The sequence below is a fragment of the Nocardioides soli genome (assembly GCF_014191495.1).
Classification (GTDB): Bacteria; Actinomycetota; Actinomycetes; order Propionibacteriales; family Nocardioidaceae; genus Nocardioides; species Nocardioides soli.
The window spans coordinates 982,470-1,008,680 of the sequence record NZ_JACHWR010000002.1; the positions used below are offsets into that span (position 1 = coordinate 982,470).

29 protein-coding genes are annotated in these 26,211 nt (G+C 72.0%); 17 read left to right on the plus strand and 12 right to left on the minus strand.

The genetic code is table 11. From position 1 onward, the window contains the following. Positions 1-73: 73 nt before the first annotated feature. Complete coding sequence (locus FHU40_RS15130) at positions 74-823, minus strand: class E sortase (protein ID WP_183593119.1); 750 nt, start codon at positions 821-823, stop codon at positions 74-76. A gap of 171 nt (positions 824-994) precedes the next feature. Between FHU40_RS15130 and FHU40_RS15135 the strand changes: the two genes are divergently transcribed. From FHU40_RS15135 to FHU40_RS15150, 4 genes are read left to right on the plus strand one after another with little or no spacing between them, the layout of a single operon-like run. After that, on the plus strand, positions 995-2,191 hold the full coding sequence (locus tag FHU40_RS15135; protein WP_183593120.1) for a CoA transferase: 1,197 nt from the start codon (positions 995-997) through the stop codon (positions 2,189-2,191). Then, positions 2,188-3,000, plus strand: coding sequence for a cyclase family protein (locus FHU40_RS15140; RefSeq protein WP_183593121.1), 813 nt, complete (start codon positions 2,188-2,190; stop codon positions 2,998-3,000). The genes FHU40_RS15135 and FHU40_RS15140 overlap by 4 nt, the downstream gene beginning before the upstream one ends. Next, positions 2,997-4,502 carry an MmgE/PrpD family protein gene (locus tag FHU40_RS15145; protein WP_183593122.1) on the plus strand — a complete coding sequence of 502 codons (1,506 nt, stop codon included), beginning with the start codon at positions 2,997-2,999 and terminating at the stop codon, positions 4,500-4,502. Before FHU40_RS15140 ends, FHU40_RS15145 begins: the two co-directional genes overlap by 4 nt. Continuing rightward, on the plus strand, positions 4,499-5,965 hold the full coding sequence (locus FHU40_RS15150) for a dihydroorotase (RefSeq protein WP_183593123.1): 1,467 nt from the start codon (positions 4,499-4,501) through the stop codon (positions 5,963-5,965). Before FHU40_RS15145 ends, FHU40_RS15150 begins: the two co-directional genes overlap by 4 nt. A gap of 124 nt (positions 5,966-6,089) precedes the next feature. Here FHU40_RS15150 and FHU40_RS15155 read toward each other — a convergent pair whose 3' ends face one another. The 6 genes from FHU40_RS15155 to FHU40_RS15180 form a co-directional block, all read right to left on the minus strand. Further along, entirely contained in the window at positions 6,090-6,866 is a 777-nt protein-coding gene (locus FHU40_RS15155; RefSeq protein WP_183593124.1) for an IclR family transcriptional regulator, read from the minus strand. 2 nt (positions 6,867-6,868) lie between these two features. Continuing rightward, the gene (locus FHU40_RS15160) at positions 6,869-7,522 is read right to left on the minus strand and encodes a TetR/AcrR family transcriptional regulator (RefSeq protein ID WP_183593125.1); all 654 of its coding nucleotides are present in this window, start codon (positions 7,520-7,522) and stop codon (positions 6,869-6,871) included. An 86-nt stretch (positions 7,523-7,608) separates the two neighbouring features. Continuing rightward, the gene (locus FHU40_RS15165) at positions 7,609-7,929 is read right to left on the minus strand and encodes a DUF2470 domain-containing protein (protein WP_215526611.1); all 321 of its coding nucleotides are present in this window, start codon (positions 7,927-7,929) and stop codon (positions 7,609-7,611) included. After that, positions 7,926-8,390, minus strand: coding sequence for a DUF3598 family protein (locus tag FHU40_RS15170; RefSeq protein ID WP_183593126.1), 465 nt, complete (start codon positions 8,388-8,390; stop codon positions 7,926-7,928). The genes FHU40_RS15165 and FHU40_RS15170 overlap by 4 nt, the downstream gene beginning before the upstream one ends. A gap of 45 nt (positions 8,391-8,435) precedes the next feature. After that, positions 8,436-9,842: an aldehyde dehydrogenase family protein gene (locus tag FHU40_RS15175; protein WP_183593127.1), complete on the minus strand. Its 1,407-nt coding sequence runs from the start codon at positions 9,840-9,842 to the stop codon at positions 8,436-8,438. Continuing rightward, on the minus strand, positions 9,839-10,882 hold the full coding sequence (locus FHU40_RS15180; RefSeq protein ID WP_183593128.1) for a nitrilase-related carbon-nitrogen hydrolase: 1,044 nt from the start codon (positions 10,880-10,882) through the stop codon (positions 9,839-9,841). The genes FHU40_RS15175 and FHU40_RS15180 overlap by 4 nt, the downstream gene beginning before the upstream one ends. 161 nt (positions 10,883-11,043) lie before the next feature. Here FHU40_RS15180 and FHU40_RS15185 point away from each other — a divergent pair, with 161 nt between their 5' ends. From FHU40_RS15185 to FHU40_RS29005, 4 genes are read left to right on the plus strand one after another with little or no spacing between them, the layout of a single operon-like run. Beyond that, positions 11,044-12,714, plus strand: coding sequence for a class I adenylate-forming enzyme family protein (locus FHU40_RS15185; protein WP_246390598.1), 1,671 nt, complete (start codon positions 11,044-11,046; stop codon positions 12,712-12,714). After that, on the plus strand, positions 12,698-13,099 hold the full coding sequence (locus tag FHU40_RS15190) for a DUF4437 domain-containing protein (RefSeq protein WP_183593129.1): 402 nt from the start codon (positions 12,698-12,700) through the stop codon (positions 13,097-13,099). The genes FHU40_RS15185 and FHU40_RS15190 overlap by 17 nt, the downstream gene beginning before the upstream one ends. After that, entirely contained in the window at positions 13,063-13,770 is a 708-nt protein-coding gene (locus FHU40_RS15195; protein ID WP_343057874.1) for a ParA family protein, read from the plus strand. Before FHU40_RS15190 ends, FHU40_RS15195 begins: the two co-directional genes overlap by 37 nt. After that, positions 13,767-14,486: a L,D-transpeptidase family protein gene (locus FHU40_RS29005; RefSeq protein WP_183593130.1), complete on the plus strand. Its 720-nt coding sequence runs from the start codon at positions 13,767-13,769 to the stop codon at positions 14,484-14,486. Before FHU40_RS15195 ends, FHU40_RS29005 begins: the two co-directional genes overlap by 4 nt. Positions 14,487-14,522: 36 nt before the next feature. Here FHU40_RS29005 and FHU40_RS15205 read toward each other — a convergent pair whose 3' ends face one another. Beyond that, complete coding sequence (locus FHU40_RS15205; protein ID WP_343057875.1) at positions 14,523-15,977, minus strand: DEAD/DEAH box helicase; 1,455 nt, start codon at positions 15,975-15,977, stop codon at positions 14,523-14,525. A gap of 200 nt (positions 15,978-16,177) precedes the next feature. Between FHU40_RS15205 and FHU40_RS15210 the strand changes: the two genes are divergently transcribed. Beyond that, complete coding sequence (locus FHU40_RS15210) at positions 16,178-16,867, plus strand: ferritin-like fold-containing protein (RefSeq protein WP_343057876.1); 690 nt, start codon at positions 16,178-16,180, stop codon at positions 16,865-16,867. Positions 16,868-16,894: 27 nt separating this feature from the next. Here the strand turns inward: FHU40_RS15210 and FHU40_RS15215 are convergent, their stop codons facing one another. The 4 genes from FHU40_RS15215 to FHU40_RS15230 all read right to left on the minus strand — a co-directional run bounded on the left by FHU40_RS15215 (position 16,895) and on the right by FHU40_RS15230 (position 19,249). Continuing rightward, positions 16,895-17,905, minus strand: coding sequence for a fatty acid desaturase family protein (locus FHU40_RS15215; protein WP_246390600.1), 1,011 nt, complete (start codon positions 17,903-17,905; stop codon positions 16,895-16,897). A gap of 200 nt (positions 17,906-18,105) precedes the next feature. Then, entirely contained in the window at positions 18,106-18,375 is a 270-nt protein-coding gene (locus tag FHU40_RS15220) for a hypothetical protein (RefSeq protein WP_183593134.1), read from the minus strand. 21 nt (positions 18,376-18,396) lie between these two features. Then, positions 18,397-18,618: a DUF3107 domain-containing protein gene (locus FHU40_RS15225; protein ID WP_183593135.1), complete on the minus strand. Its 222-nt coding sequence runs from the start codon at positions 18,616-18,618 to the stop codon at positions 18,397-18,399. A gap of 43 nt (positions 18,619-18,661) precedes the next feature. Further along, the gene (locus FHU40_RS15230) at positions 18,662-19,249 is read right to left on the minus strand and encodes a TetR/AcrR family transcriptional regulator (RefSeq protein WP_183593824.1); all 588 of its coding nucleotides are present in this window, start codon (positions 19,247-19,249) and stop codon (positions 18,662-18,664) included. Positions 19,250-19,438: 189 nt separating this feature from the next. Between FHU40_RS15230 and moeZ the strand changes: the two genes are divergently transcribed. The 8 genes from moeZ to FHU40_RS15270 all read left to right on the plus strand — a co-directional run bounded on the left by moeZ (position 19,439) and on the right by FHU40_RS15270 (position 26,202). Beyond that, complete coding sequence (moeZ, locus tag FHU40_RS15235; RefSeq protein WP_183593136.1) at positions 19,439-20,638, plus strand: adenylyltransferase/sulfurtransferase MoeZ; 1,200 nt, start codon at positions 19,439-19,441, stop codon at positions 20,636-20,638. Between the two features lie 105 nt (positions 20,639-20,743). Then, the gene (locus FHU40_RS15240) at positions 20,744-21,622 is read left to right on the plus strand and encodes a hypothetical protein (RefSeq protein ID WP_183593137.1); all 879 of its coding nucleotides are present in this window, start codon (positions 20,744-20,746) and stop codon (positions 21,620-21,622) included. Between the two features lie 65 nt (positions 21,623-21,687). Continuing rightward, positions 21,688-22,434, plus strand: coding sequence for a DUF4129 domain-containing protein (locus tag FHU40_RS15245; protein ID WP_183593138.1), 747 nt, complete (start codon positions 21,688-21,690; stop codon positions 22,432-22,434). Further along, positions 22,431-22,904: a hypothetical protein gene (locus FHU40_RS15250; protein WP_183593139.1), complete on the plus strand. Its 474-nt coding sequence runs from the start codon at positions 22,431-22,433 to the stop codon at positions 22,902-22,904. The genes FHU40_RS15245 and FHU40_RS15250 overlap by 4 nt, the downstream gene beginning before the upstream one ends. A gap of 2 nt (positions 22,905-22,906) precedes the next feature. Further along, a complete protein-coding gene (locus FHU40_RS15255; RefSeq protein WP_183593140.1) occupies positions 22,907-23,890 on the plus strand; it encodes an AAA family ATPase in 984 nt (327 codons plus the stop codon). Between the two features lie 124 nt (positions 23,891-24,014). After that, positions 24,015-25,328 carry a DUF58 domain-containing protein gene (locus tag FHU40_RS15260; protein ID WP_183593141.1) on the plus strand — a complete coding sequence of 438 codons (1,314 nt, stop codon included), beginning with the start codon at positions 24,015-24,017 and terminating at the stop codon, positions 25,326-25,328. Continuing rightward, the gene (locus tag FHU40_RS15265; protein ID WP_183593142.1) at positions 25,325-25,876 is read left to right on the plus strand and encodes a hypothetical protein; all 552 of its coding nucleotides are present in this window, start codon (positions 25,325-25,327) and stop codon (positions 25,874-25,876) included. The genes FHU40_RS15260 and FHU40_RS15265 overlap by 4 nt, the downstream gene beginning before the upstream one ends. After that, entirely contained in the window at positions 25,873-26,202 is a 330-nt protein-coding gene (locus FHU40_RS15270) for an MGMT family protein (RefSeq protein ID WP_183593143.1), read from the plus strand. Before FHU40_RS15265 ends, FHU40_RS15270 begins: the two co-directional genes overlap by 4 nt. Positions 26,203-26,211: the final 9 nt, after the last annotated feature.

The window sequence follows — 26,211 nt, forward strand, 5'->3', positions numbered from 1 at the left end:
GGCTGGGTGGCGCCGGGATCACGACGATGGTGACAATATGTCAGGAACCTGTCAAGGGTGTTCCACGTCAGGCTCAGCCCCGCGGTGATCGGTCGACCAGGTGGCCGAAGGCGACCAGCCGCTCGTCGGTGTGGAAGAGCTCGGCGCAGGTGGTGAGCGTGATCAGTCGCTGTCCGGGCGCCTGGGACGGCTGCGGCCCACCTCGGGGGTTGCGGGGTACCGCATCGAGGACCCAGGTCTCGGTGAAGGCGACCTCGAGCCCGTCGCCGGCGGTGTCCAGGACGTAGGTGTAGCGCCACCTGGCGGTGTCGATCACGACCTGGTCGCCGGCCTGCAGGTCCGGCAGGTCGCGGAACGGCTCCCCGTGCGTCACCCGGTGCCCGGCGAGGGCGTAGTTGCCCACCTCGCCGGGTCGGGCGCTGTCGGAGAAGTGCCCGACGCCGACCGCCAGGGCCTCCGACGTCGTGCCCTCGAGGATCGGCATGGCGTACGACGAGCCGAAGGCGGGGATCCGCAGGATCGCCTCCGCCGTGGTGCCGCTGGCCTGCACCGCGACCTCGTCCCCGTCCTCGTGCGCACGGCCGTCGACGTCCTTGTCGCCGCCGGGGGTCCCGGGCTCGACGACGGTCGACCGCGGCGGTTCGCTGGGGAGGGCGGCCCAGCTCCGCTCCAGCTCCTCGACGATGCGGTCCTGCTCGGCCCGGGACACCCAGGTCGTCCCCCAGTACTGCCAGGCGCCGTAGCCGATGAGTCCCAGCCCGACCAGCGCGATGACGATCCCGGCGCGACGGGGCCACCTCCGGCGGGGAGGGCGGTGCGACATCCGGCGATTCTGGCACGGGCGGCCGGACCGGACCCGCCGAACGCGACCGTGAATGGCCTGACCTGATAAATGTTTCTACCAGCGGAACAAAATGTCCCCACTCGATCCCGTTGAGCGCAATAGTGCTAACTTGCTGACACATTGTGTTCCATAAAACGGAACGGAGTTGAGGTGGCGAAACCATCGGCGCTGGCCGGCCTGCGGGTCCTGGACGCCAGCACGATCCTGGCCGGCCCACTGTGCTGCCGCATCCTCGGCGACTTCGGGGCCGACGTGATCAAGATCGAGCATCCCGAGCACGGCGACAGCATGCGCGGGCACGGCCACAGCAAGGACGGGGTCCCGCTGTGGTGGAAGGAGATCAGCCGCAACAAGCGGACCATCGCGCTCGACCTCAAGTCGCCCGACGGTGCCGAGGTGTTCCGCCGGCTGGCCGAGAGCGCCGACGTGGTCGTCGAGAACTTCCGCCCGGGCACGCTGGAGCGTTGGGGCATCGGCCCCGACGTGCTCGCGGCCCTCAACCCGCGCCTGGTGCTGCTGCGGCTGACCGGTTACGGGCAGACCGGGCCGTACGCCGAGCGGCCGGGGTTCGGCACGCTCGCCGAGGCGATGAGCGGGTTCGCCGCCGCCACGGGCGAGCCCGACGGCCCGCCGACCCTCCCGGCGTTCGGCCTCGCCGACAGCATCTGCGGCATCGCGGCCTCCTCGGCCGTGCTGATGGCGCTGCGCCACCGCGACGGCTCGGGCCGTGGGCAGGTGGTCGACATGAACATCTTGCAGCCGATCATGGACGCGGTCGGCCCCGCGCCGACGGTCTACCAGCAGCTGGGCATCGTCGAGCCGCGGCACGGCAACCGCTCGACCAACAACGCGCCGCGCAACACCTACCTGACCGCCGACGGGAAGTGGGTCGCGGTGTCGACCAGCGCCCAGCGGATCGCCGAGCGGGTGCTGCGCCTGGTCGGTCACCCCGAGGTCATCGACGAGCCGTGGTTCGCGACCGGGCACGGCCGTGCCCAGCACGTGGACCTCCTCGACGCCCATGTCGCCGGCTGGATCGCCGAGCGCACGCGAGCGGAGGTGCTGGAGGCGTTCACCGAGGCCGGTGCCGCGATCGGCCCGGTCTACGACGCGCGCGACCTGACCGAGGACCCGCACGTGCGCGAGACCGGGATGCTCGTCGAGGTGGCGGACGACGACCTGGGCCCGCTGCTGCAGCACGGCGTGATGTGGCGGCTGAGCGACAGCCCGGGAGAGATCAGGTTCACCGGGCGCGCCCTGGGCGCGGACACCGACGAGGTGCTCACCGAGGCCGGTTACACCGCCGACGAGCTCGCCCGACTCAAGGAAGCGAAGGTCATCCAGTGAGCGACACACTGCTGGCGGCGGTCGAGGCGGGCCTGGAGGTGATCGACCTCGGGCGTGAGCTGCGGGTCGGGATGCCGCAGTCGCCGAACCACCCGCACTTCTGGCATGCGCTGCCGCGTCGGCACGGCGACATGGAGCGGGCCGACGGCGGCAGTGCCGCCAACGACATGATCAGCATGGGCACCCACGTCGGGACCCACATCGACGCGCTCGCGCACGTCTCCCACAACGGCAAGCTGTACGGCGGGCTCGACGCGCAGGAGGCCGGACGCGGTGGGAAGTACGACGCGCTCGGTGCGCACACCATCGAGCCGATGGTCCGCCGGGGCGTGCTGCTCGACGTGGCCGGTCACCTCGGCGTCGACCACTGTGCGGGCGGCTACGAGATCACCCCGGCCGACCTCGAGGCGACCGCTGCGCGACACGGCATCTCGGTCGGGCCCGGCGATGTGGTGCTGATCCGCAGCGGCTGGGGCAGCCGGTTCGTCGAGGGCGAGCCGTACGTCGGGCGCGACAGCGGCGTACCCGGTGTGAGCGAGGCCGGTGCGCAATGGCTCGCGGAGCGTCGTGTGCACGCGACGGGCGCGGACACGATCGCCTTCGAGCGGCTCGCCCCCGGCGGCGGGCACGCCCTGCTGCCCGCCCACCGGGTGCTGCTCGTCGAGCACGGCATCTACATCGTCGAGACGCTCGACCTCGAGACGCTCGCGGCCCGCGGCCACCACGTGTTCACGTTCGTGCTGGTGCCGCTGAAGATCTACGGCGCCACCGGCTCGCCGGTGCGCCCGCTGGCCCTGGTGTCGGCATGAGCGACGGGCGCCCGCTGGCCGAGCGGCTGGCGGACTTCGCGGCGGAGAGCTCCTTCGAGACGCTGCCCGCCGAGGTCGTGGACAGCGTGAAGATGCGGGTGCTCGACACCCTCGGCATCGCGGCCGCGGCCGCGCCGCTGGACACCAGCCGGGCGGCGCGCCGCTGGGCGGCCGAGCAGGGTGGGGCGGCGCGCGCCTCCGCGATCGGCGTACCGCAGCAGCTGCCTCCGGCGCTGGCCGCGTTCGTCAACGGCGTGCTGGCGCACTCGCTCGACTACGACGACACCCACCTGCCCTCGGTGCTGCACCCGAGCGCCGCGGTCGTGCCCGCCGCCCTGGCCGCCGCCGAGAGCCAGGACGGCGACGGCCGCACGCTGATCCACGCGATCGCGGTCGGCCTGGAGGTCTGCGTCCGGCTCGGCATGGCGGGGTACGACGAGGAGGCCGGCAACTCGATCTTCTTCGAGCACGGCCAGCACGCCACCTCGATCTGCGGGGCCATGGGTGCCGCCGCGGCCGTCGCCGTGATCGGCGCCCGCGCCAGCGGGTCGGGGAGCGAGGGCGTGCGTGACGCCGTGCTGCACGCACTCGGTGTCGCGGCGTCGATGGCGGCCGGGATCATCGAGGCCAACCGCACCGGCGGCACGGTCAAGCGCATCCACTGCGGCTGGGCGGCGCATGCGGGGGTGTCCGCCGCCGAGCTGGTCCGGCACGGCCTGACCGGGCCGCCGACCGTCCTGGAGGGCCGGTTCGGGTTCTTCGAGGCCTGGTTGCACGGTCAGGCGGACCTCGCGGCGGTGACCGAGGGCCTGGGGGAGTCGTGGTCGGTGCCCGGGATCTTCTTCAAGCCCTATCCCGCCAACCACTTCACCCATGCCGCCGTCGACGCCGCCGCCGCGCTGCGTCTGGCCGGTGTCACGCCGGATCAGGTGGAGCGGCTGGTGCTCGGGGTGCCGGCACCCAACCTGCGCACGATCGGCGAGCCGATCGAGGTCAAGCGCCGCCCCGAGACCGGCTACATGGCCCAGTTCAGCGGCCCGTACGCCGTGGCTGTGGGACTGTACGGCGGTGGCGGACTCGGCTCGGCGCTCGACGACTACACCGACCGGCTCGCGCACGACCCGGACCGGCGCGCGCTGATGGACAAGGTCGAGGTCGTGGCGGACGACGAGTGCACGGCCATCTTCCCGCGGCAGTTCCCGGCCGTGCTCACCGCGCGGCTCCACGACGGCCGCGAGATCGTCGAGAAGGTGCTCACCACGCGCGGCGGGCCGGCACGCCCGCTGAGCCTGGCCGAGCTGGGCACCAAGTTCCGCGACAACGCCTCCCGGGTGCTGCCCGCCGCCCGGGTCGAGGCGGTGGCGGCCGACTGTGCGGCGCTCGACCAGCGGTCGGACCTGACGGCGGTGCTCGCACCGCTGACCGGGGTCGACGCGGGCATATGGGACAACAGCAGAGCAGACGGGCCGACGACGGCCGCGGAAGAGGTGGAGGGATCATGACCGACTACAGCCTGGTCATCCAGAACGCGCTGGTGGTGCGGCCCGGGAGCGAGGCGCCCGAGCGTCTCGACGTGGCGGTGGCCGATGGGAGGTTCGCCGTCGTCGAGGAGTCGATCGACACCGCCCGCGCGGCCCGGGTGCTCGACGCGGGGGGCAAGTACCTCTTCCCGGGCGCCGTCGACGTACACCAGCACTGGGGCATCTACAACGAGCTGAGCCAGGATGCCGAGACCGAGAGCCGGGCGGCGGCCCAGGGGGGCGTCACCTCCGGCATCACCTACATCCGGACCGGTGCCTACTACCTGAACCGCACCGGTCCCTACCGCGAGGTCTTCCCCGAGGTGCTGGCCGCGGCCGAGGGACGGGCGCACATCGACTACGCCTTCCACCTGGCGCCGATCCTGCAGGAGCACATCGACGAGATCCCCGCGCTGATCTCGGAGTTCGGCGTGCCGTCGTTCAAGATCTTCATGTTCTACGGCGGGTTCGGCCTGCACGGCAGGTCCTCCGAGCAGCGCGAGTTCCTGATGATCCCCGAGGACCAGTCCTACGACATCGCGCACTTCGAGTTCGTGATGCGGGGCATCCAGCGTGCGTACGCCGACCCGGCGTTCGCGGCCGACCGCGACCGGATCTCGCTGTCGCTGCACTGCGAGACCGCCGAGATCATGCGCGCCTACACGCGGATGGTCGAGCAGGAGGGGAAGCTGACCGGGCTCGAGGCCTACAGCGCTGCGCGCCCGCCGCACTCCGAGGGCTTGGCGATCACGATCGCCTCCTACCTCGCCCACGAGACCGAGCTGCCCAACATCAACCTCCTGCACCTGACCTCGCGCAAGGCGATCGAGGCGGCGATGCTGATGCAGGCGACGTTCCCGCACATCGACTTCCGCCGCGAGGTCACCGTCGGGCACCTGCTCGCCGACTTCCACACCGCGAGCCCCGGCGGCAAGGTGAACCCGCCGCTGCGCTCGCGCGAGGACGTGGAGGCGCTGTGGGAGCACCTGCTGGCCGGGAACTTCTCCTGGGTGACCTCCGACCACGCCTGCTGCAAGGAGGAGACCAAGTTCGGCGAGCCGCGCGAGGACGTCTTCCTGGCCAAGTCGGGCTTCGGCGGCACCGAGTACCTCCTGCCGGGCATGATCTCCGAGGGCCGCAAGCGCGGCCTCTCCTACAACCGGATCGCCGAGCTGGTCGCGCGCAACCCGGCCGAGCGCTTCGGCATGCCGGGCAAGGGCGACATCGCCGTCGGGTACGACGCCGACTTCTGCCTGGTCGACGACGACGTCGAGTACGTCGTGCGTGCCGAGGACTCGCTGTCCACCCAGGAGTACACGCCGTTCGAGGGCTTCACCCTGACCGCCCGGGTGACCGACACCTACCTGCGCGGCGAGGCCGTGCTCACCGACGGCGCGATCGTCGGCGAGCCGCGCGGCCGCTTCCTGCGTCGCTCGGGGAGTTGAGCCGGACGTCGGTGCTGGTTTCCGGCGTTGGGTGGCGGGTGCGCGGGTGGTCCGTAGCGACTACCACGCCGACCCACGGCGCCCGAGCACTCGCACCCACGAGTCGGCCCGAGGTCAGGTGGAGCTACGACCCCGACCGTGGCGATCTGGCGCCGAGTGCGGCGGTGATCGCCTGCGCGGCGGTGACCACCAGCCGGGCGTGGGCCCCCTGGTCGTCGTCCTCGTAGCGGAACATCGGCCCCGACGAGCTGATCGACCCGAGCACGTCGTGGTCCGGGCCGAACACCGGTGCGGCGACGGAGGCCGCGCCGGTGTCGCGCTCGTTGCGAGAGACGGCGTAGCCGCGTCCGCGGATCTCGGCCAGCTCCGCGCGGTAGCCGTCGGCATCGAGGTCGGGTCGTACCTCGCGGAGCTGGCGCAGCGCGTCCTCGGCGTACTGGTCGGGGAGGAACGCCAGGATCGCCTTGCTCGAGGCGCCGGAGTGCAGCGGCAGGCGCTGCCCGAGGTCCACGACCATCTTGACCTCGTGCGGGCTCTCGTGCTGGTCGACGTAGACCCGCTCGCGCCCGACCAGTACCGACAGCGTCGTCGTCTCACCGGTCTGGTCGCGGAGCTCGCGCAGGGTCGGCGCCGAGACGGCGCGCAGCTCGCCGGGGCTCCAGCTGCCGGCGGCCAGGCTGGTGAGCACCGGGCCGAGGACGTACACGGCCCGGCCCGGCACCTGCCGGAGCAGGGACCGCGACGTGAGGGACTGCAGGATCCGGTGGACGACCGCCTTGCTCAGGCCGAGCGCCCGCGCCACCTCGGTGACCCGCATCGGCCGTCCGGTCGTCGCGAACAGCACGACCACGTCGGCGACCCGGTCGGCCGAGGTCGTGCCCGCCGCCCGCTCCGAGTCCATGCTCAGGCGGGCTCGAACGCGTCCTGCCGGGCCGGGCCGGGCAGCCGGCGCGGACGGCCGTCCTTGCCGATCCGGGCGCCGAGCCCGCGCAGCACGAACCCGGTGGCCTCCTCGACGGCGAGGTCCAGGTCGTCGCCGCGCAGCTCGGCGGTCCACCGACCGGAGACGGTGCCGGAGACCAGCTGCAGCATCAACCCGATGTCTCCGGGCAGCAGGTACCGCTCGGCGATGCCGGCCTCGAGGATGCCACGCAGTGTGCCGAAGAGCGGCATCACATGCGCCCGCATGTCGCGGCGGCCCTCCTCGCTCAGCGCGGCGGCCATGTTCACCGGGACGTGCTGGGTCGCGAACTCCTCGATCTGCATCCGGATGTAGGTACGCAGCTGGTCGACGGGGTTCGGGACCTGCGCGAGCTCCCGCTGCAGTGAGCCGAGGTAGCGCTCGGTCACGTCGGCCGTGTAGTCGAGGAGCAGCGACTCCTTGTCGGAGTAGTAGTTGTACATCGCCGTCCGGCCGACGCCGACCCGGGAGGCGAGGTCGGCGAGGGTCAGGGCGTCGTAGCCCGAGGTCTCGAGCAGGTCGGTGAAGGCGGAGAAGATCCTCGACCGCATCTGCTCGCGGTGCTCTCCGAGCGATCCACCGATGATTCGCGGCACTTGAGATCCTTCCGGGTCAGGACGCTCCCGCGGTCGGGAGCGCCCTCCTCGCCGCACCTAGGTCGAGCACAGCCGGCACCGGACGGTCAGTGCTCGGCTGCTTCTCGCGGCGTGATGCCCAGCGCGGCGCAGGCCTCATGGTACATCCGGGTGACCTCGACCCGTACCTGGCCGCGCTCGGTCAACGGCTCGCTCCACGGGACTCGGACGGTCGTCTGCGACCCGTCGATGGTGGCGTCGAACTCGATCGCCGAGCCGTCCATGCCGGACATCGTGGCCGCCGTCGCCTGCGGGCGCTCGCCGAGCGACCGGACGATCAGCAGCGAGTCGTCCTGGTGGTCCAGGTTCATGTGGTCGCGCACCGCGTCGATGATGTCCTGGCTGAAGGGGTTGGTGCTCTGGTTCACGGGGTGGCCCTCTCGGTACGGGTTTCGTTGATGATGGTGCGCATCTCGATGACGCCGTTGCGCACCCACTGCCAGGTGCGGCAGCGGTTCTTCCCATCCTGGTCGAGCACGATCAGCTCGAAGAGGCGCAGGTCGACGCCCTGCTCCTTGTAGATCCAGGTGAGGTAGATGGTGTTCTCGTCGACTCCCCAGCACACGCCGCGGATCCGCTCGGTGTCGAAGTTCATCCGACCGTAGCCGTCGTAGGTGCCGGGGAAGTGGTGCTGCTCGGTGCGCCCGTCCGGCCAGGTGTAGGTGTTGGTCTGGTCGTAGTCGAACCCACTCTCCGGGTCCGGGAACAGGCAGGCCAGGTGCGATCGGTGGCGGTCGATCACCTCTCCCTGGGGGTTGAGATAGACGTACTCCCCCTCCCAGTAGCCCTCGTGTTTGGCGAGCAGCGGCATTCCGTCACGGATGCTCATGGATACCTCGACTTTCTGTGTGGACTGATCTCGGGAGTCGGTCGGTCACGCGCCCCACCACGGGTCCGGCGCGGACGAGGAGTTGACGATGAGCGTCTGGCGGCGCACGAAACGGAGCAGTGCCGACTCGCCCATGCGGGAGGCGCCGAGACCGCTGAACCCGAACGAGTTCTTCTCGCCCTCGTGGACGAAGGCGGTCAGCCCGGCGTCGTTGATGCTCACCGCGCCGACGCGCAGCCGCCGGGCGACCGCCGCGGCCGCGTCGGCGTCCGGGCCGAAGACCGCCGCGGTGAGGCCGTACGTCGAGTCGTTGGCCAGTGCGACGGCCTGGTCGACGTCGGCGTACGCCAGCACCGGCAGCACCGGTCCGAAGGTCTCCTCGGTCATCACCGCCATCGAGTGGTCGACGCCGGTGAGCACGGTCGGCCGGATCCAGTGGCCGCCGTCGTGACGCTCGATGGTGCCGCCGGTGCGCACGAGCGCGCCGCGGCCGATCGCATCGTCGAGGTGCGCCTGGATCACGGTCGCCTGCTCCGCGTCGATCAGGGGCCCGATCGCCCCCGAGCCGGGCGTGGGGAGCGCGAGCTCCAACCGCTCGGCCTTGGCGCACAGCAGCCCGACCAGCTCGTCGTGCTGGCTCTCGTGCACGTAGACCCGCTCGATCGAGAGACAGGACTGGCCAGAGTTGGCGGTGCCACCCCACAGCAGCGCCGAGCTCGCCCGCTCCAGGTCCGCGCCGGGCAGCACGATCGCCGGGTCCTTCCCGCCGAGCTCGAGGAAGGCGGGGATGAAGCGCTCGACCGCCGCGCGCGCGACCGCCCGGCCGGTCGGCACGCTGCCGGTGAAGCAGACGGCGTCCACGCGGTCGACGACCGCGGCGCCGACGTCGCCGGCACCCTCGACGACCGCGAGCACGTCACGCAGCAGCGGGACCGAGTCGATCGCCGCGGCGAGCGGTTCGGCGAACCGCGGCGTGACCTCGCTGGGCTTGACGATCACCGCGCAGCCGGCCGCCAGTGCCGGGATGGCGTCGATCAGGCCGAGCAGCAGCGGGAAGTTCCAGGGGCTGACCACGCCGACCAGTGCGTAGGGCACCGCGGCGGTCTCCAGGGACAGACCCGGCATGGTCGTGGCCGCGCGGGTACGCCGCGCGAGCAGGGGCGGCGCGGCCTCCGCCCAGCGACGGGCCATGCCGACCACCTGGTCGGCCTCGATCCGCGACTCGACCGCGCGACCGGTGTCCCGGGTGAGCGCGTCGACCAGGTCGTCGCGTACCGCGTGCAGAGCCTCGGCGAACTGCAGGAGATAGGCGGCGCGCCCCGTGGCGTCCAGCGCCGCCCACGTGGACTGGCCGCGGCGCAGCCGGGCCGCGAGCTCGTCGAGCTCCCGGTCGGACGCCGGCCGCAGCTCGCGCTCGACCCGCCCGGTGCGCGGGTCCCGGACGCCGGTCACCGGCCGACGACCGAACCGTGCAGCCGCGCGATGTTCTCGGCGTGCCGGCTGGTGAAGTAGGAGCGCTCCGCCGTCACGGCGGCCAGGCCGTTGGGCCGGTCCACGTCGTGACGGGCGTACTCCTCGGCCCAGAGCCGGGACTTGAGCCGCGCCGGCAGGTTGCTCATCGCCGGCCGCCTGCGCTCGCGGCGCAGCGCGGCGATGTCGATCTCCGCGGCGGCGACGAGGCTCTCGCCCGATTCGGCCCGCGCGAGGCTGAGCCCCCGGTGGTCGACGATCTCGGAGTGGCCGTTGGTCGAGTCGCCGCCGAGCGGGATGTTCCGGATCCCGCCGCTGTTGGCCGAGACCACGTAGGCGATGTTCTCCACCGCGCGCGACCGCCGGGCGATCTCCTTGGGGGTGAGGTCCGGGCTGGTCGCCTCGCTGGTCGGGTGGACGAACACCTCCGCGCCGCGCAGGGCCAGTGAGCGGAGCAGCTCCGGGTAGAGGATCTCCTCGCTCGCGATCGCGGCGAGGTTGCCGATCTCGGTGCGGGCGACGGGCAGCACGCCGTCGATGCCGTAGACATCCAGGTAGGCGTCCCACACGTCGTACGGGCTCGGGGAGTACATGGAGTGCAGCCGGCGGTAGCGCAGCACGACCTCACCGGCGGGGGAGTGGATGACGTTGCCCTGGAAGTACAGGCCGGGGAAGTGCGCGTCGGTCTCGTAGTTGTTGCTGACCAGGAACACCCCGTTGTCGACGGCGATCCGCGCGAGCGCGTCGTACTCCGGCCCGTCGACGGCGAAGGCCGCCTTGGTCGCCCAGCCCTCGATGGTGTCGCCCATCGGGAAGGCCGTGAACGCGTACTCCGGGAGCACGACCAGACGCGTGTCGGGCCCGTGCCAGCGCACGGCCGCCTCGACCTGGGCGGCGACCGACCGGATGTTCTCGAAGATCGCCTCCCGGGCTTCGGCGACGCCGAGCCTGTTCACCGCGTGGGTGGTGGTCTGGAGCGCCACCGCGCGGTAGGCGCACGACTCGTCGACGGTCTCGGGCACGGCTCATTCCTCCAAGGTTTACGACGTACTGTCAGAACCATAGTGACGCTGCGTCAGTTTGGGAACCTCTCCGACACATCAATGTGAAGTGTTGTCACCAACGTCTGACGATTCGTCATAAAAACTAGTGACAGTCTGTCATAAAGACAGTAGGGTGCGGCATGAGCGCGGGACGACAGCCCGCGGCGACGACCCGGATCCACGGGTGGGAGAGGACAGCCATGGCGGACCTGGCGCCCGGTGCGGCGGCCGCGGCGGGAACCCCGCTGACGATCTTCGACGGCGTGGTCAACTTCGCCCGCTCCCAGCCACAGGTGACCGCGGTCATCGACGGTGAGCGCTCGCTGACCTACGCGCAGCTCGACGAGCGCTCCGACCGGCTCGCTCAGCGGCTTCTCGTGGCGCTCGAGCCCGGTGACCGGGTCGCGCTGCTGCTGGGCAACCGGCTGGAGTACCCCGAGATCGCTGCCGGCATCGCGAAGGCGGGCCTGGTGATGGTGCCGCTCAATCCGCGGATGACCGCGGTCGAGGCGGAGTACGTCGTGCGGCACTCGGGAGCCAGGGCGCTCGTCGTCGACTCCGACCTGGCCGGCATCACCGCCGGCCTGGTCGATGAGATGGCCGACGAGATGGCCGAGGTGCTCACCCTCGGGCCGGCCGACGCGCCGCTCGCCTCGGGGGACTACGAGGCGGCGCTCGCCGCCTCGGACGCCATCCGGCCCGCCGCGCAGGTCGCCGAGACCGACCCGTTCTGCATCGCCTACACCTCCGGCACCACCGGACGGCCCAAGGGCGTCCTGATCTCGCACCGGTCCCGGTCGCTGACGTTTCTGATGAGCGCGCTCGAGTGGCGGCTCGGGTTCGGTCGCCGGTCGATGGCGGTGGCGCCGATGTACCACGGTGCCGGGTTCGCCTTCGGCTACGCCCCGGTCTACACCGGCGGGACCGTCACGATGCTGCGCGGCTGGGACCCGGCCGAGTTCCTGCGAGTCCTCGCCCGGGACCGGATCCAGTCCGCGTTCCTGGTGCCCACCCACGCCCAGATGCTGCGCGCGCTCGACCCGCAGCTGATCGCCGACACCGACTCCGGTGACCTCGACACCCTGTTCTTCAACGCGGCCGCGCTGCCGCGCGCCCTCAAGGCCTGGGTGATGGAGACGTGGCCGGACGTGGGCGTGCACGAGCTCTACGGCTCGACCGAGTCCGGCATCATCACGAACCTGCGTCCGCCCGACGCCGCGAGCCGGGCCGGCTCGGTCGGCCATCCGTGGTTCCTCACGGAGGTGCGGGTCGTCGACGATGCCGGCGAGCCGGTGTCGGCGGGCGAGCCGGGCGAGCTGTTCAGCCGCTCGCCGTACCTGATGAACGGCTATCACGAGGACCCCGCCGCCACGGCGGCGTGCACGACCGACGACGGCTTCGTGACCTGCGGTGACGTGGCCACCGTCGACGCCGAGGGCTTCATCACGATCGTGGACCGCAAGAAGGACCTGATCATCACCGGGGGCATGAACGTCTATCCCCGTGAGGTCGAGGAGGCGGTCCTGGCCCACCCGGCCGTGGCGGACGCCGCGGTCGTCGGCATCCCGCACGAGGTGTGGGGGGAGGGGGTCGTCGCGTTCGTCGTGCCACGCGCGGGCGCGACCGTCGACCTCCCGGCGCTCGACGAGCACCTGCGTCCCCTGCTCGCCGGCTACAAGATTCCGCGGAGCCTGCACCTGCTCGAGGTCCTGCCCCGCAACGCGGGAGGGAAGGTGGTCAAGGCCGACCTCCGCGCGCTCGCCACCCAACTGGAGAACGAACAAGGAGAACCGCATGCGGCCCCACGTTGAATTGATCGCCGAGCAGGACTACGTCTGGCATGCCGCGGAGCTGCCGGCCGGGGAGGGCCGGGCGAGTGAGCGCCGGCTGTCCGTGGACGAGGAGGACGGCTCCTCGTCGTTGCGGGTGGACTTCCACACCGACTGGGGTCGTGGTCCGGGGATCCATCACGCGAACACTGAGTACTACGTGCTCGACGGGGAGATCGACTACGGCGGCCGGAAGATCGGCAAGGGCGGCTACGTCTACGCGCCGAAGGGGGTGCCGACCGACTACCTCAAGGTCGCCGAGGGCACCCGGCTGCTGCACTACCGCGAGTACGGCGATGCCGTGCGGCCCTGGCCGAGCTGGGCCACTCCGTGCTGCTGGTCGACCTCGACGCGCAGTCCTGCCTGACCTTCTCGCTGGGCATCGACCCCGAGGACCTCGAGGTCTCCGTGCACCAGGTGCTGACCCAGGGTCTCGACCCCGCCGAGGTCATCCTCGCCACCGACGAGGGCGTCGACCTGATGCCGGCCACCATCGAGCTGGCCCGGGCCGAGGCCGAGCTGCTGACCCGCACCGGCCGCGAGCACGTCCTGAGGACCATGATCGAGACGCTCGCGGAGGACGGCACGGCGTACGACTGGATCCTGCTGGACTGCCCGCCCTCGCTCGGCGTGATGACGGTCGCCGCGCTGACCGCCGCCGACGGCGTGCTGATCCCGCTGCAGTGCGAGACGCTCTCGCACCGCGGGGTCGGTCAGCTGCTCGACACCGTCCACGACGTACGCCGGTTCACGAACCGCTCGCTCGAGGTGTGGGGCGTGCTGCCCACCCTGTACGACGGGCGCACCAACCACGCGCGCACCGTGCTCGAGACGATCTCGGAGACCTATGGCCTCGAGGTGGTCGAGCCGCCGATCCCGAAGACCATCAAGTTCGCCGAGGCGCCGGCCGCGGGGCGCTCGATCCTGGCGACCAGCCGGAGCAGCAAGGGCGCCCAGGCCTACCGCGACGCGACCGAGGCGCTGGTCGCCCGGGCGCAGCGACCGCGGTCGCGCCGCCGGAAGGGCCGGGCGTCGTGAGCCGGCACCGCGGCACACCCGTGCGCCCGCGCTACGGCCGGCTGGCCGCGCTCGGCTCCTCGCTCGCGGTGACGGCCGTCGCCGTGCTCGGCTCGTTCGGGGTGTTCCCGGGCACCGGCGGCGCCGGGGGTGAACCGCTGGGCAGCGACCCGGCGGCCGCGATCGACGTGGCGGCCGACGCCGGCGCCGACGTCGCACCGACGCCCGACGCGACGGCCTCGACCGACCCGACGGCGCGACGGGCCGGACGCTCCTCAGCCGACGCGGACACCGCCGACGTCGACGAGGCCGAGCAGGACCCGGCGCGCGACACCACGCTCCCGGACGGCTCGGGCACCGGCAAGCGGGTGGTCTTCAGCCAGGGCCGCCAGCGCGTGTGGCTGGTCGCCCGGGGCACGAAGGTGGAGCGCACCTACCTGGTCTCCGGCAGCGTCTACGACAACCTCGACCCCGGCACCTACCAGGTGTACTCACGCTCGCAGCAGGCGTGGGGCATCGACGACTCCGGCACGATGCGCTACTTCGTCCGCTTCGCCAAGGGCGACCGCGCCGCGATCGGCTTCCACGACATCCCCGTCGACGACGGCAAGCCGGTCCAGACCGCCGCCCAGCTCGGCACCCCGCTGTCCCACGGCTGCATCCGCCAGAAGGAGTCCGACGCGATCGCGCTCTGGAACTTCGCCCCGCTCGGCACGACCGTGGTGGTCACCGCCTGACGGCGTACTTCTCGGGCACATCCCTGCACCCGACGGTCACTCCGCCGCGGGAGCCTTCTCGCCCGAGCCCGACGGACGCCGCCGGCGGCGCCGGTTGCGGCTGCTGCCGGCGGGCTTCTCGCCGCCCTCGGCGGCCGCCGCGGGGGCCTCCGGACCGCCGGAGGTCTCCGCGCCGACGCTCTCGCCGGCGCGGGTGCGGGTGCGCTGCCGGTTGCGGTTGCGCGCCGGCCGGTCGCCCCGGCGATCGGCGGAGCGCTCTCCCGAGCCCGACCGCTCTTCGCGCGGCTTGCGCTCGACCGGCTTCGGGTCGGCGATGCGGCCCTTGGTGCCCGGCGGGATGCCCTGGTCGTGGAAGAGGTGCTCGGAGGTGGAGTAGGTCTCGACCGGCTCGTCGAAGGGCAGGTCCAGCGCCTTGTTGATCAGCTTCCAGCGGTGCAGGTCGGCCCAGTCGACGAACGTGATCGCGATGCCCGACGCGCCGGCGCGACCGGTGCGGCCGATGCGGTGCACGTAGGTCTTGTCGTCCTCGGGGCAGGTGTAGTTGATGACGTGGGAGACCCCGCGCACGTCGATGCCGCGGGCGGCGACGTCGGTGGCGACCAGCACCTGGATCTTGTCCTCGCGGAACTTCGTCAGCGCCTTCTCACGCGCGACCTGTGCCATGTCGCCGTGCAGCGGGCTGGCCTTGAAGCCGCGCTCGATGAGGTCGTCGGCGACCCGCTGCGCCTGCCGCTTGGTGCGGGTGAAGACGATGATCTTCTCGACGTCCTCGGCCTGCAGGATCCGGCCGATGATCTCCGGCTTGTCGAGGTCGTGAGCCTGGTAGATGAACTGCGCCGTGGCCGGCACGGTGGCGTTCTCGTACGACGACTCGGCGCGGATGTTCATCGGGTGCCGCATGTGCATCCGCGCGAGCGCGACGATGGCGGATGGCATGGTCGCGGAGAACAGCATCGTCTGCCGGGTCTCCGGGGTCATCCGCAGGATCTTCTCGACGTCGGGCAGGAAGCCGAGGTCAAGCATCTCGTCGGCCTCGTCGAGCACGAGCGCGTGGACGTGGGAGATGTCGAGCACCCGGCGGTTGGCGAGGTCGATCAGGCGGCCGGGCGTGCCGACCACGATGTCGACGCCGGCCTCGAGGGCCTCGATCTGCGGCTCGTAGCCGACGCCGCCGTAGACGGTGAGGACGCGCAGGCCGCGGTCGGCGCCGGCCAGGGCGAGGTCGCCGGAGACCTGGAGCGCGAGCTCGCGCGTCGGCGCCACGATCAGCGCCTGCGGCTTGCCCTGCGGCAGCTCGGCGTAGTCGGGGTCCTTGGGGGCGACGCTGCGCTGCAGCACCGGGATGCCGAAGGCGAGGGTCTTGCCGGTGCCGGTGCGGGCCTGGCCGATCAGGTCGGTGCCCATCAGGGCGACCGAGAGGGTCATCTCCTGGATGGCGAACGGTGTGGTGATGTCGGCGCGCTCGAGCGCGTCACAAATCTCGGGGAGCACCCCGAGCTCTCGGAACGTGGTCAGGGTCTTGTCGCTTTCGTGAGTCAGCCGGATCTGGTCCGAATGAGGACGGATGCGGCGGACTCTCCCCGGGACCTCCGGGCCGCGGTCTGCCGCGCACATACGCGGGTCGCAGGCCAGGGTCGTCGTGACGGTGGTAGCGACCTCTATCCCGACCACCATATCGGTAGGGTGTGCACGTGACCGCATCGACGCCCGTCGCCTTCGAGGACCCGCAGTACCGGGAGGCTGTCGTGGACCTGCTCGGCGTCATCGCGTACGGCGAGATCTCGGCCTTCGAGCGGCTCGCCGAGGACGCCAAGCTGGCGCCCACCCTGGAGGACAAGGTGGCGATCGTGTCGATGGCGACGGCCGAGTTCGGGCACGTGGCGAAGCTCAACGAGCGGCTCACCGAGCTCGGGGCCGACCCGTTCGAGGCGATGGCGCCGTTCCGCGCGGCGATCGACCGCTTCCACGAGCACACCGCGCCCGGGGACTGGTACGAGGGCCTGATCAAGGCCTACGTCGGCGACGGCCTCGCGAACGACTTCTACCGGGAGATCGCCGCCTATCTCGATGCCGACACCCGCGACCTGGTCGTGGCATCGCTGGAGGAGTCGGGCCACTCGGCTTTCGCCGTCGACCGCGTGCGCGCCGCGATCGCCGCGGACCCGCGGCTCGGCGGACGCCTCGCGCTGTGGGGCCGGCGGCTGATGGGGGAGGCGCTGACCCAGGCGCAGCGGGTCGCGGCCGACCGCGACTCGCTCACCGCGCTGCTGGCCGGTGGCGTGGATCGGCCCGGACTGGACCTGGCGGCGATCGGCCGGATGTTCGCCCGGATCACCGAGCGGCACGCCGAGCGGATGGCCGAGCTCGGCCTCGACAGCTGACCCGAAGGCCGGCGTCAGCGGACGCGGTCAACCACGGAGTTGCCCGGCCAGTGGGCAGTCGAACGGAGTCCGCGCCCGCAGGCCGACGTGGTTGAGGTAGTCGATGACGATCCGGTAGGACTCCAGCAGCGCGACCTCGGTGTAGGTCACCTCGTGTCGCGCGCAGTAGTCGCGCACCAGCGGCTGCACGAATCGCAGGTTGGGCCGCGGCATGCTCGGGAAGAGGTGGTGCTCGATCTGGTAGTTCAGCCCGCCCATCGCGATGTCGACCAGAGGTCCGCCGCGGACATTGCGGGACATGAGGACCTGGCGACGCAGGAAGTCGATCCGCGCCTCCGGCGGGACGATCGGCATGCCCTTGTGGTTCGGTGCGAACGAGCCGCCCAGGCAGACCCCGAGCACCGCGGCCTGCAACCCCAGGAAGGCGGCGGCCTTGCCCGGGGGCAACAGGCTGACGACCACCGCGACGTACGCGGCGAGGCGCAGCAGCACTAGGGTGGCCTCGGTTCGCTGTTGACGGGACGCCCCCGCCGTGAGTAGCGGGCGCACGCTCGCCAGGTGGAGGTTGATGCCCTCGAGCGTAAGAAGGGGAAAGAACAGCCATCCCTGGTGCCGGGTGAACCAGCCCGGGACGCCGCGTGTGCGCCGTGCCGCGGCCGCACGCGTGAAGGCGATGACACCAGGGCCGATGTCGGGGTCGCGTCCCTCCTGGTTCGGCGCGCCGTGGTGCCGATTGTGCTTGCTGCGCCACCAGGAGTGGCTCATGCCCACGAACAAGGTCGCCAGCAGCCGGGCGGTCCAGGTGTTGCATCGCGCGGAGGTGAAGATCTGGCGATGCGCGGCGTCGTGGCCCAGGAACCCGAACTGGGTCGCCAACACTCCCAGACTGGCGGCGACGATCAATTGCAGCCACGAGTTGCCGAGCATCCCGAACGCCACCCAGAGCAACCCGAAGGCGACGGTCGCGGCGAGGATCCAAGACCAGTAGTACCAGAGCCGCCGGCCCAGCAGGCCAGTCTCACGGACCTGGCGGCTCAACTCCGTGTAGAGCGTCGTGCCCGGATGCATCACACTGCTCGAGCCAGTCGCAATGGCCGTAGCGGCCCTGGAACCATCCACCGTTGCCTCCTCGGCATGCGGACGGAGTCAGGGACGCAATACCCGTGGCGGCGCGCACATGTATCGGCAGTATACGCCGCCCTGGCGGCGAACTCTCTGGACGAGGTGTCGAACCGCGCTCACGCGCGTCGCCGGCCGGTGGCACGCGCGACGAGCAGGACCAGCACACCCGCCGCCGCGACCTGCCAGCCGTGTCGCCACCAGTCGACGCCGAGGGTCTGCCGGTCCCAGAAAAGCCCGTAGAGGAAGTCGCCCGCCAGGCAGCCGCCGATGCCGCACAGGATCGTGAGCCACAGCGGGACATCGTCGGTGTCCCCGGGGGCGACGAGCTTGCCGAGCAGGCCGATCAGCGTGCCACCCAGCACTGCCCAGAGCAGGGCGGAGACCATGGGCCGATCACCATCGAAGGATCAACTACGGAACCCGACCTGGCCGACGGTTCCGTGGCCGAGCTCGACGTAGGCCAGCTTCGTCACCGGCACCAGCAGCTGCCGGCCCTTGCTGTCGCGGAGCGTGAGCACCCCGTCGTTCGCGACGGCGTCGGCGACCAGCTTCTGGACGTCGGCGGCGGACTCCTCGACATCGATGGTCAGCTCGCGGGCGGCGTTCTGGATGCCGATCTTGACCTCCACGAGGTCCTCCTTCGGGTTGCTGCGTCGGGGTGGGGGAGGGGTGTCACTGGTCGTCGGTCAGCGGGTAGCCGCGGATGCCGCGCCACGCCAGTCCGGCGACCAGTGCGGTGGCGTCGTCGCGGTCGATGCCGCCCTGGTCCGACAGCCAGAACCGGGCGCTCACCTGTGCCATTCCCACCAGGGAGACGGCGAGCAGCCGGGACGCCGCGCCGGACAGCCCGGTGTCGTCGTGGATGACGTGGGCGATCAGGGCGGCGCACTCGGTGGTCACCCGGTCGACGTGCTCGCGGACCGCGGGCTCGTTGGTCAGGTCGGACTCGAAGACCAGACGGAAGGCGCCGGTGTCGCTCCCGACGTACTCGAAGAAGACGTCGATGGCCGCGTGGACCCGTAGCTTGTTGTCGTCGGTGGACTCCAGCGCGCGGCGACAGTTGTCGATGATGGCGTCGCAGGACTGGTCGAGCAGGGCGACGTAGAGGTCGAGCTTGCCCGGGAAGTGCTGGTAGAGCACCGGCTTCGAGACCCCGGCGCGCTCGGCGATGTCGTCCATCGCGGCCGCGTGGTAGCCCTGCGCGACGAAGACCTCGAGGGCCGACGCCATCAGCTGGGCGCGGCGCTCGCGGCGGGGCATCCGGCCACCCCGGGGCCGCGCCGGTACGTCGTACTGCTCTGCCGTCACGCCCGAAACAGTACCGGTCGGTCACCCCCGTCCGGATGACGGGACGTCACGAGGCCGCGGCGGGGCGCCGGGGAACATGGCAGCACCGGAGGTTGTTCGTACGGACGAGACAACCAGCCCTGGCAGAACGAGGAGTACGCCGTGTCCTATCCCGCGCTCGTGGAGCCCGCGGACGAGCTGACCATCGACGAGGTGCGTCGCTACAGCCGGCACCTGATCATCCCGGACGTCGGCATGACCGGGCAGAAGCGGCTCAAGAACGCCAAGGTGCTGGTCATCGGCGCCGGCGGCCTGGGCAGCCCGGCGCTGCTCTACCTGTCCGCGGCCGGCGTCGGCACCATCGGCATCGCGGAGTTCGACGAGGTCGACGAGTCGAACCTGCAGCGCCAGGTGATCCACGGCGTGTCCGACATCGGGAAGTCCAAGGGGCTCTCGGCCAAGGAGTCGATCGCCGAGATCAACCCCTACGTCGAGGTGATCCTGCACGAGCAGCGCCTGGACAACGACAACGTCATGGACGTCTTCCGCGGCTACGACCTGATCCTCGACGGCACCGACAACTTCGCGACCCGCTACATGGTCAACGACGCGGCGTACTTCCTCGGGATCCCCTACGTCTGGGGCTCGATCTACCGCTTCGACGGCCAGGCCTCGGTGTTCGCGCCGAGCCTCGGCGACGACGCGCCGTGCTACCGGTGCCTCTACCCCGAGCCGCCGCCGCCGGGCATGGTCCCGAGCTGCGCCGAGGGTGGCGTGCTCGGCGTGCTCTGCGCCGCGATCGGCTCGATCCAGGTCAACGAGGGGATCAAGCTGCTGACCGGCATCGGCGAGCCGCTGGTCGGCCGCCTGATGATCTACGACGCCCTCGAGATGGAGTACCGCAAGCTCAAGGTCCGCAAGGACCCCAACTGCGCGCTGTGCGGCGACCACCCGACCGTCACCGGCCTGATCGACTACGAGACCTTCTGCGGCGCGGTCTCCGACGAGGCGGCCGAGGCCGCCGCCGGCTCGACGATCTCGGTCGTGCAGCTCGAGCACATGCTCAAGGAGCGCGAGGAGGGCACCCGCGACTTCGTGCTCGTCGACGTGCGCGAGCCCAACGAGTACGAGATCAACCAGATCCCCGGCTCGGTGCTGATCCCCAAGGGCGACTTCCTCAACGGCTCCGCCCTCGAGCAGCTGCCCAGCGACAAGCAGATCGTGATGCACTGCAAGACCGGCGTCCGCTCGGCCGAGACGCTCGCGATCGTCAAGGGCGCGGGCTACGCCGACGCCGTGCACGTCGGTGGCGGCGTGGTCGCCTGGGTCAACCAGATCGACCCGTCCCAGCCGTCGTACTGACCCAGCGCGCCGAGTCGGCGCAGAGTGACCCCCGTGACGGGTCACCCTGCGCCGACTCGGCTCTTGCTGGCGTAACCCGCCCGGCGGGCCCTCGTTGAGGCGGGCATGAGTCTCTCGCGTTCGCAGCTGGCCGCCGCTGTCGCGGCCGTGACCGTCACCCTGATGACCGCCGTGCTGATGGTGGTCATGCCGGCGCCGGCCGGCGCGGCGCCCACCTGGGCGCCGGCCGACAGCGCCCGGATCCACCCCGGCGTCCAGATGTACACGCAGGGTGCCCAGTGCACCGCCAACTTCGTGTTCACCGACGCCGCGGACAACGTCTACGTCGGGTACGCCGCGCACTGCGCCGGCACCGGTGAGGCGACCGACACCAACGGCTGCGACGTCGACTCGCTGCCGCTCGGCACGCCGGTCACGTTCAACGAGGGCGGCAGCCTGCTGAGCGAGGGCACCAAGGTCGGCTCGGGGACCTTGGCGTACTCCTCCTGGGACACGATGGGCAAGGTCGGCGAGACCGACGCCAACACCTGTGCCTACAACGACCTGGCGCTGGTCCGGGTCAGCCCGGCCGACGTGGCGAAGGTGAACCCGTCGATCCCGTTCTGGGGCGGTCCGACCGGCATCGACACCGACGGCACCGCTGCGGGCGACCGGGTCTGGACCTACGGCAACTCCAGCCTCCGCGCCGGCATCTCGCTGCTCTCCCCGCACACCGGCATCAGCCTAGGCGACGCCGCCGCCGACGGTGGTTGGTCGCACCCGCTCTACACGCTCACCCCGGGCGTGCCCGGTGACTCCGGCTCGGCGTTCCTCAGCGCCGACGGCAAGGCGGTCGGCGTCCTCTCCACGCTCGGCCTGGCCCCGCTCCCGGCGTCCAACAACATCGGCGACCTCGGCAAGGAGCTCGCCTACGCCCAGCAGCACTCCGGCATCGCCGGTCTCCGGCTGGTCAACGGCACGGAGGCGTTCGACCCGATCCTCTGATCGTGACCGCGATGTGACCTCCGAACCCACGTCGACGGCCGGGGCGGCCGGGTAGGTTGCCGAGCATGACCGCTCGGCGCGCCGGCCCCCTGGCCGTGGCGCTGGTGGCGGCGGGTGTCGTGGTCGCGGTGGTGCTGATCACGTGGGCCGCCTCGATCGGGCCCCGTGAGGTGCTCCGCGGTGACGGATGGCAGCCCGAGTCCACCAGCTCCGCCACGCCGCAGCAGGGCGCCTCCGCCAGCATCGCACCCGATCGCTCCGACGACACCGAGCGGGTCCCCAACAACCAGGGGCTCCTGCACGTGGTGGCGCTGATCCTCAACGTCGCGGCGGTCATCCTCGCCGGCGTCCTGGTCGCCCGGCTGGTCCGCTGGGCACGGCGGGCCAGGCGCGAGCGACGTACCCGACTCGCCCGGCAGCGCGCCCTCGGGGCCGCGGAGTTCGACGTCATCGAGCCGGCCGTCGCCGTCGCCCGGGACCTGCTGGCCGACGCCGACGCCCAGCGTGACCTGCTCGGTGGCAGTACGCCGCGCAACGCCGTCGTCGCGTGCTGGCACCGGTTCGAGGTCACCGGGGCCGCCGCCGGCATGGAGCGCCACGAGTGGGAGACGTCGTCCGAGTACACCCTGCGCATCCTCGACCTGGTCGCCGCCGACACCGCGGCGGTCACCCGGCTGGCGGGGCTCTACCGGGAGGCGCGGTTCTCCACCCACGAGCTCACCGAGGCCGACCGGGCCGCGGCCCTCGCGGCGCTCGACGAGATCCACCGCACCATCCGGGCCCCCGCCCGGTCGAGCGGGGCGCGGGCATGAGCGGCGGTCGCTGGTGGCCGCGGGTCGCGGGCGCGGTCGCCGCCTTCGCCGGCTTCGAGGTGCTGCTGACGGTGATCGAGGCCGACCCCGACCCGATCCGGCTCGCGCTCCTGGTCGCGATCTGCACGGCCCTGCTGGGGCTGCTCGTCGACGCGCTCGGCGGTGCCGAGCCGTCCTGGCGGGTCGAGGTGGAGCGCCCGTCGGTGCGCGAGAGCGGCGACCCCCGGCTGGTGCGGTACGTCGCGCTCATCGAGGCCCACCTCTCGTCCCGCACCGCCGAGCACGCCCTGCGCGACCGGCTGGCGCAGCTCGCCGACCAGGTGCTGCGCCAGCGACACGGACTGCACCGCGACGACCCCGAGGCCGCGCAGCTGCTCGGCCCGGAGCTGGTCGGCGTACTCTCCGGACCGCCGCGGCGGCTCAGCCGAGCCGAGATCGACCGTTGCCTGACCGCCATCGAGGAGCTGTGACGATGAGCCAGTCCAACACCGGGAGCAGGAGCATCACGGACGCCGCCGAGCAGGCCGGCCACGTGCTCGCCGAGGTCGAGAAGGCGATCGTCGGCAAGCGCGAGGCGCTGATGCTGGTGCTGGCCGCCGTGCTCGCGAAGGGGCACGTGCTGCTCGAGGACTACCCGGGCCTGGGCAAGACGCTGGCTGCGCGCTCCTTCGCCCGGGCGCTGGGCCTGGAGTTCCGGCGGGCCCAGTTCACCCCCGACCTGCTGCCGGCCGACCTGACGGGCTCGTTCGTCTACGACCAGCGCGAGGCCCGCTTCGACTTCCGGCCCGGCCCGCTCTTCACCGGCCTGCTGCTGGCCGACGAGATCAACCGGACCCCGCCCAAGACCCAGGCCGCACTGCTCGAGGCCATGCAGGAGCGGCAGGTCACCGTCGAGGGGGAGACCTTCCCGCTGCCGGCGCCCTTCCACGTGCTGGCGACCGCGAACCCGATCGAGTACGAAGGCACCTATCCGCTCCCCGAGGCGCAGCTCGACCGGTTCCTGCTGCGGGTCAGCTTCGGCTACCCGGCCCCGGCCGAGGAGTACGACGTGCTGGCCCGGCGGCTGGATCGGCGCCAGGAGGAGGTCGAGCTCGAGCAGGTCACCGACGCGGACGGGCTGCTCGCGATGCAGGCCGCGGTCGAGTCGGTGACCGTCGACGAGAGCGTCGCGCGCTACTGCGTCGACCTCGCGACCGCGACCCGCACCCACCCCGACGTGCTGACCGGCGCCTCGCCGCGCGGCTCGCTCGGGCTGGTGCTGGCCGCCCGGGCGTTCGCGGTGCTCCGCGGCCGTGACTATGTGATCCCCGAGGACGTGAAGGCCGTCGCCCGCTCGGTGCTGGCGCATCGCATCACGGTGCGGCCCGAGCTCTGGATGACCGACGCCAGCGGCCGGGGCGTCGTCGACGCCGTGCTCACCCAGGTGCCGACCCCGGCCACCCTCGAGCCGAGATGATCAGGATGGGTCGACCGTCGGGCGGGGGTGCGGCCGGGGAGCGGTGGGTGTTCCACGTCTTTCAGCGGGGATCAGGTGGATTGCCCACCGCCGCCCGGCTCCGGCCGCACCGGGCGGTGTGCCAGTGAGCCACCCCGACGCCCAGTGGCGGCCGACCGGTGCGCTCGGTCGCGCGGTCGTGGTCGCCGCGGTCGCGGTCTGCGGCGCGCTGCTCGTCGGCGACCCGGCGCTGCTGGTGATCGCGGTGCCGTTCGTCGCGATCGCGACGCTCGGCCTGCTGCACCGGCCGGCCCGGTCGCCGGTGCTGGCCGCCCGGCTCGACCACGCCTCGCTGCACGAGGGACAGGGCACCACGTCGCGGCTGACCCTGGCCGACGCCGACGACGCGGAGTACCTCACCCGGGCGAGCGGGCACGCGCCGTACGTCGCGATGCGGCCGCACCAGGGTCAGGCCGGCGCCCTGCTCGACGGCCCGGCCGGCCCGGCGCCGCTCGTCGAGGTGAGCCCCCGGCGCTGGGGCCGGCGGGTCCTCGGCGAGGAGAAGGTGGCGCTGATGTCGCCGTGGGCGGGCTACCGGTTCGGGCCGCTGCTGCTCGGCGGCCAGCAGCTGCGGGTGCTGCCCGCGACCTCGGCGTACGACTCCCGCGCCGAGGCGCCGCACCCGCTCGGCCTGGTCGGCGCCCACCGCTCCCGACGGCCCGGTGCGGGCACCGAGCTCGCCGGGATCCGGCCCTTCCTGCCGGGCGATCGGCTGCGCCGTGTCAACTGGCGGGTCTCGCTGCGCACCGGAGACCTCCACGTCATCAGCACCCGTGCCGAGGAGGACACCGGCGTGCTGCTGGTGGTCGACGCGTTGGCCGACCACGGCGCGTCCGGGGGCGTCGACGGCCCGTCGAGCAGCCTGGACCTCTCGGTGCGCGCCGCCTCCGCGATCGCCGAGCACCACGTGCGCTCGGGCGACCGGGTGGCGCTGCGCGTGGTCGGTCGCGGTCGCGAGCTGGTCGGCTACGGCACCGGCACCCGGCACCTGCGGCGGCTGCACCACACGCTGGCCGGGATCAGGCCCGGGGAGATGGTCGGAGAGGCCGACCCCGGCGTGCTGCAGCTCGGGGTCACCGGCGGCACCGTGGTCATCCTGCTGTCGCCGATGCTGGCCGAGTCGATCGGCACGGTGGCCGCGATGCTCACCCGGCGCGGAGTGCCGGTGCTCGTCGTGGACACCCTGCCCGGCGAGGTACGTCCCGGTGTCGCGGAGGGCACCGACCCGCGGACCGCCATGCTGGCCTGGCGGATGCGGGTGCTCGAGCGATCGATGGTGCTGCGGCGCCTGGCGGCCCTGGGCTGCCCGGTGGTGCCGTGGCGCGGCCCCGGAACCATCGACGACGTGCTGCGCCGGCTGGCCCGGCGCGCCGAGCTGCCACGGGTGGCGGCGCGATGACCACGATGGTGGGCGAGACGATGACCGAGCTCGGCGAGCTCTCCCGCGGCCAGCTGGTGCTGCGCGTCGTAGTGCTCCTGGGCCCCGTGGTGGCCCTGCTCGCGAGCGGACCGGCGGGGCACTGGCCGCCGTGGTGGGTGATCGCGCTCGTCGTCGGGCTCGCCGGCGGCTTCGCGGCGTTCCCGGAGTCGCCGGTCGGCGTCGTCGCGATCCTCACCGTGCTGGTCTGGTGGACCGCGGCCCTCGACGACGGCCTGCACCCCGCCGTGCTGGTCGCCGCGACCGCGCTGCTGGCCTCCCACGTGGCGGCGGTGCTCGCGTCGTACGGCCCCGGCGAGATGCCGGTCGACCCCGCGCTGCTGCGGCTGTGGGCGGTGCGCGGCACACTGCTGCTGGTCGCGGTGCCGCTGGTCTGGGGGCTCGCCCTGCTGCTGCGCGGCGAGGCCGAGGAGCCCGGCATCTGGGTCGTCGGCGTCGCGACCGGCCTGGTCGGCACCGTCGCGGCCGGGGTCGCGCTGACCTCGCGCCAGCAGGAGGAGGAGTCGTGAGCCTCGATCACGAGTGGTACGTCGAGCTGGTGCTGCGCTGCGTCGAGTCGATCCCTCGCGGCCGGGTCACGACCTACGGCGCCATCGCCGAGGTGGTCGGCCCGGTCGTCGGCGGGGGTGGCCCGCGGTTGGTCGGCACGGTGATGGCCAACCACGGCGCCCCGGTGCCCTGGTGGCGGGTGGTGCGCGCCGACGGCTCGCTGCCGCCGAGCCATCAGGGCGAGGCTCGCCAGGCCTACCTGGAGGAGGGCACTCCGCTGCGGCCCTCCGGCAACGTCGACCTGCGCGCGGCGTTCTGGAGGCCGCCGGAGCCGATCCCAACCTGACCTGATCGG

Excerpts from the sequence above, each read along its gene's own strand:
- FHU40_RS15130 (WP_183593119.1), bottom strand. The coding sequence starts at position 823 with ATGTCGCACCGCCCTCCCCGCCGGAGGTGGCCCCGTCGCGCCGGGATC.
- FHU40_RS15145 (WP_183593122.1), top strand. The coding sequence starts at position 2,997 with ATGAGCGACGGGCGCCCGCTGGCCGAGCGGCTGGCGGACTTCGCGGCG.
- FHU40_RS15150 (WP_183593123.1), top strand. The coding sequence starts at position 4,499 with ATGACCGACTACAGCCTGGTCATCCAGAACGCGCTGGTGGTGCGGCCC.
- FHU40_RS15155 (WP_183593124.1), bottom strand. The coding sequence starts at position 6,866 with ATGGACTCGGAGCGGGCGGCGGGCACGACCTCGGCCGACCGGGTCGCC.
- FHU40_RS15170 (WP_183593126.1), bottom strand. The coding sequence starts at position 8,390 with ATGAGCATCCGTGACGGAATGCCGCTGCTCGCCAAACACGAGGGCTAC.
- FHU40_RS15185 (WP_246390598.1), top strand. The coding sequence starts at position 11,044 with ATGAGCGCGGGACGACAGCCCGCGGCGACGACCCGGATCCACGGGTGG.
- FHU40_RS15190 (WP_183593129.1), top strand. The coding sequence starts at position 12,698 with ATGCGGCCCCACGTTGAATTGATCGCCGAGCAGGACTACGTCTGGCAT.
- FHU40_RS15220 (WP_183593134.1), bottom strand. The coding sequence starts at position 18,375 with ATGGTCTCCGCCCTGCTCTGGGCAGTGCTGGGTGGCACGCTGATCGGC.
- FHU40_RS15230 (WP_183593824.1), bottom strand. The coding sequence starts at position 19,249 with ATGCCCCGCCGCGAGCGCCGCGCCCAGCTGATGGCGTCGGCCCTCGAG.
- FHU40_RS15240 (WP_183593137.1), top strand. The coding sequence starts at position 20,744 with ATGAGTCTCTCGCGTTCGCAGCTGGCCGCCGCTGTCGCGGCCGTGACC.
- FHU40_RS15245 (WP_183593138.1), top strand. The coding sequence starts at position 21,688 with ATGACCGCTCGGCGCGCCGGCCCCCTGGCCGTGGCGCTGGTGGCGGCG.
- FHU40_RS15250 (WP_183593139.1), top strand. The coding sequence starts at position 22,431 with ATGAGCGGCGGTCGCTGGTGGCCGCGGGTCGCGGGCGCGGTCGCCGCC.
- FHU40_RS15255 (WP_183593140.1), top strand. The coding sequence starts at position 22,907 with ATGAGCCAGTCCAACACCGGGAGCAGGAGCATCACGGACGCCGCCGAG.
- FHU40_RS15265 (WP_183593142.1), top strand. The coding sequence starts at position 25,325 with ATGACCACGATGGTGGGCGAGACGATGACCGAGCTCGGCGAGCTCTCC.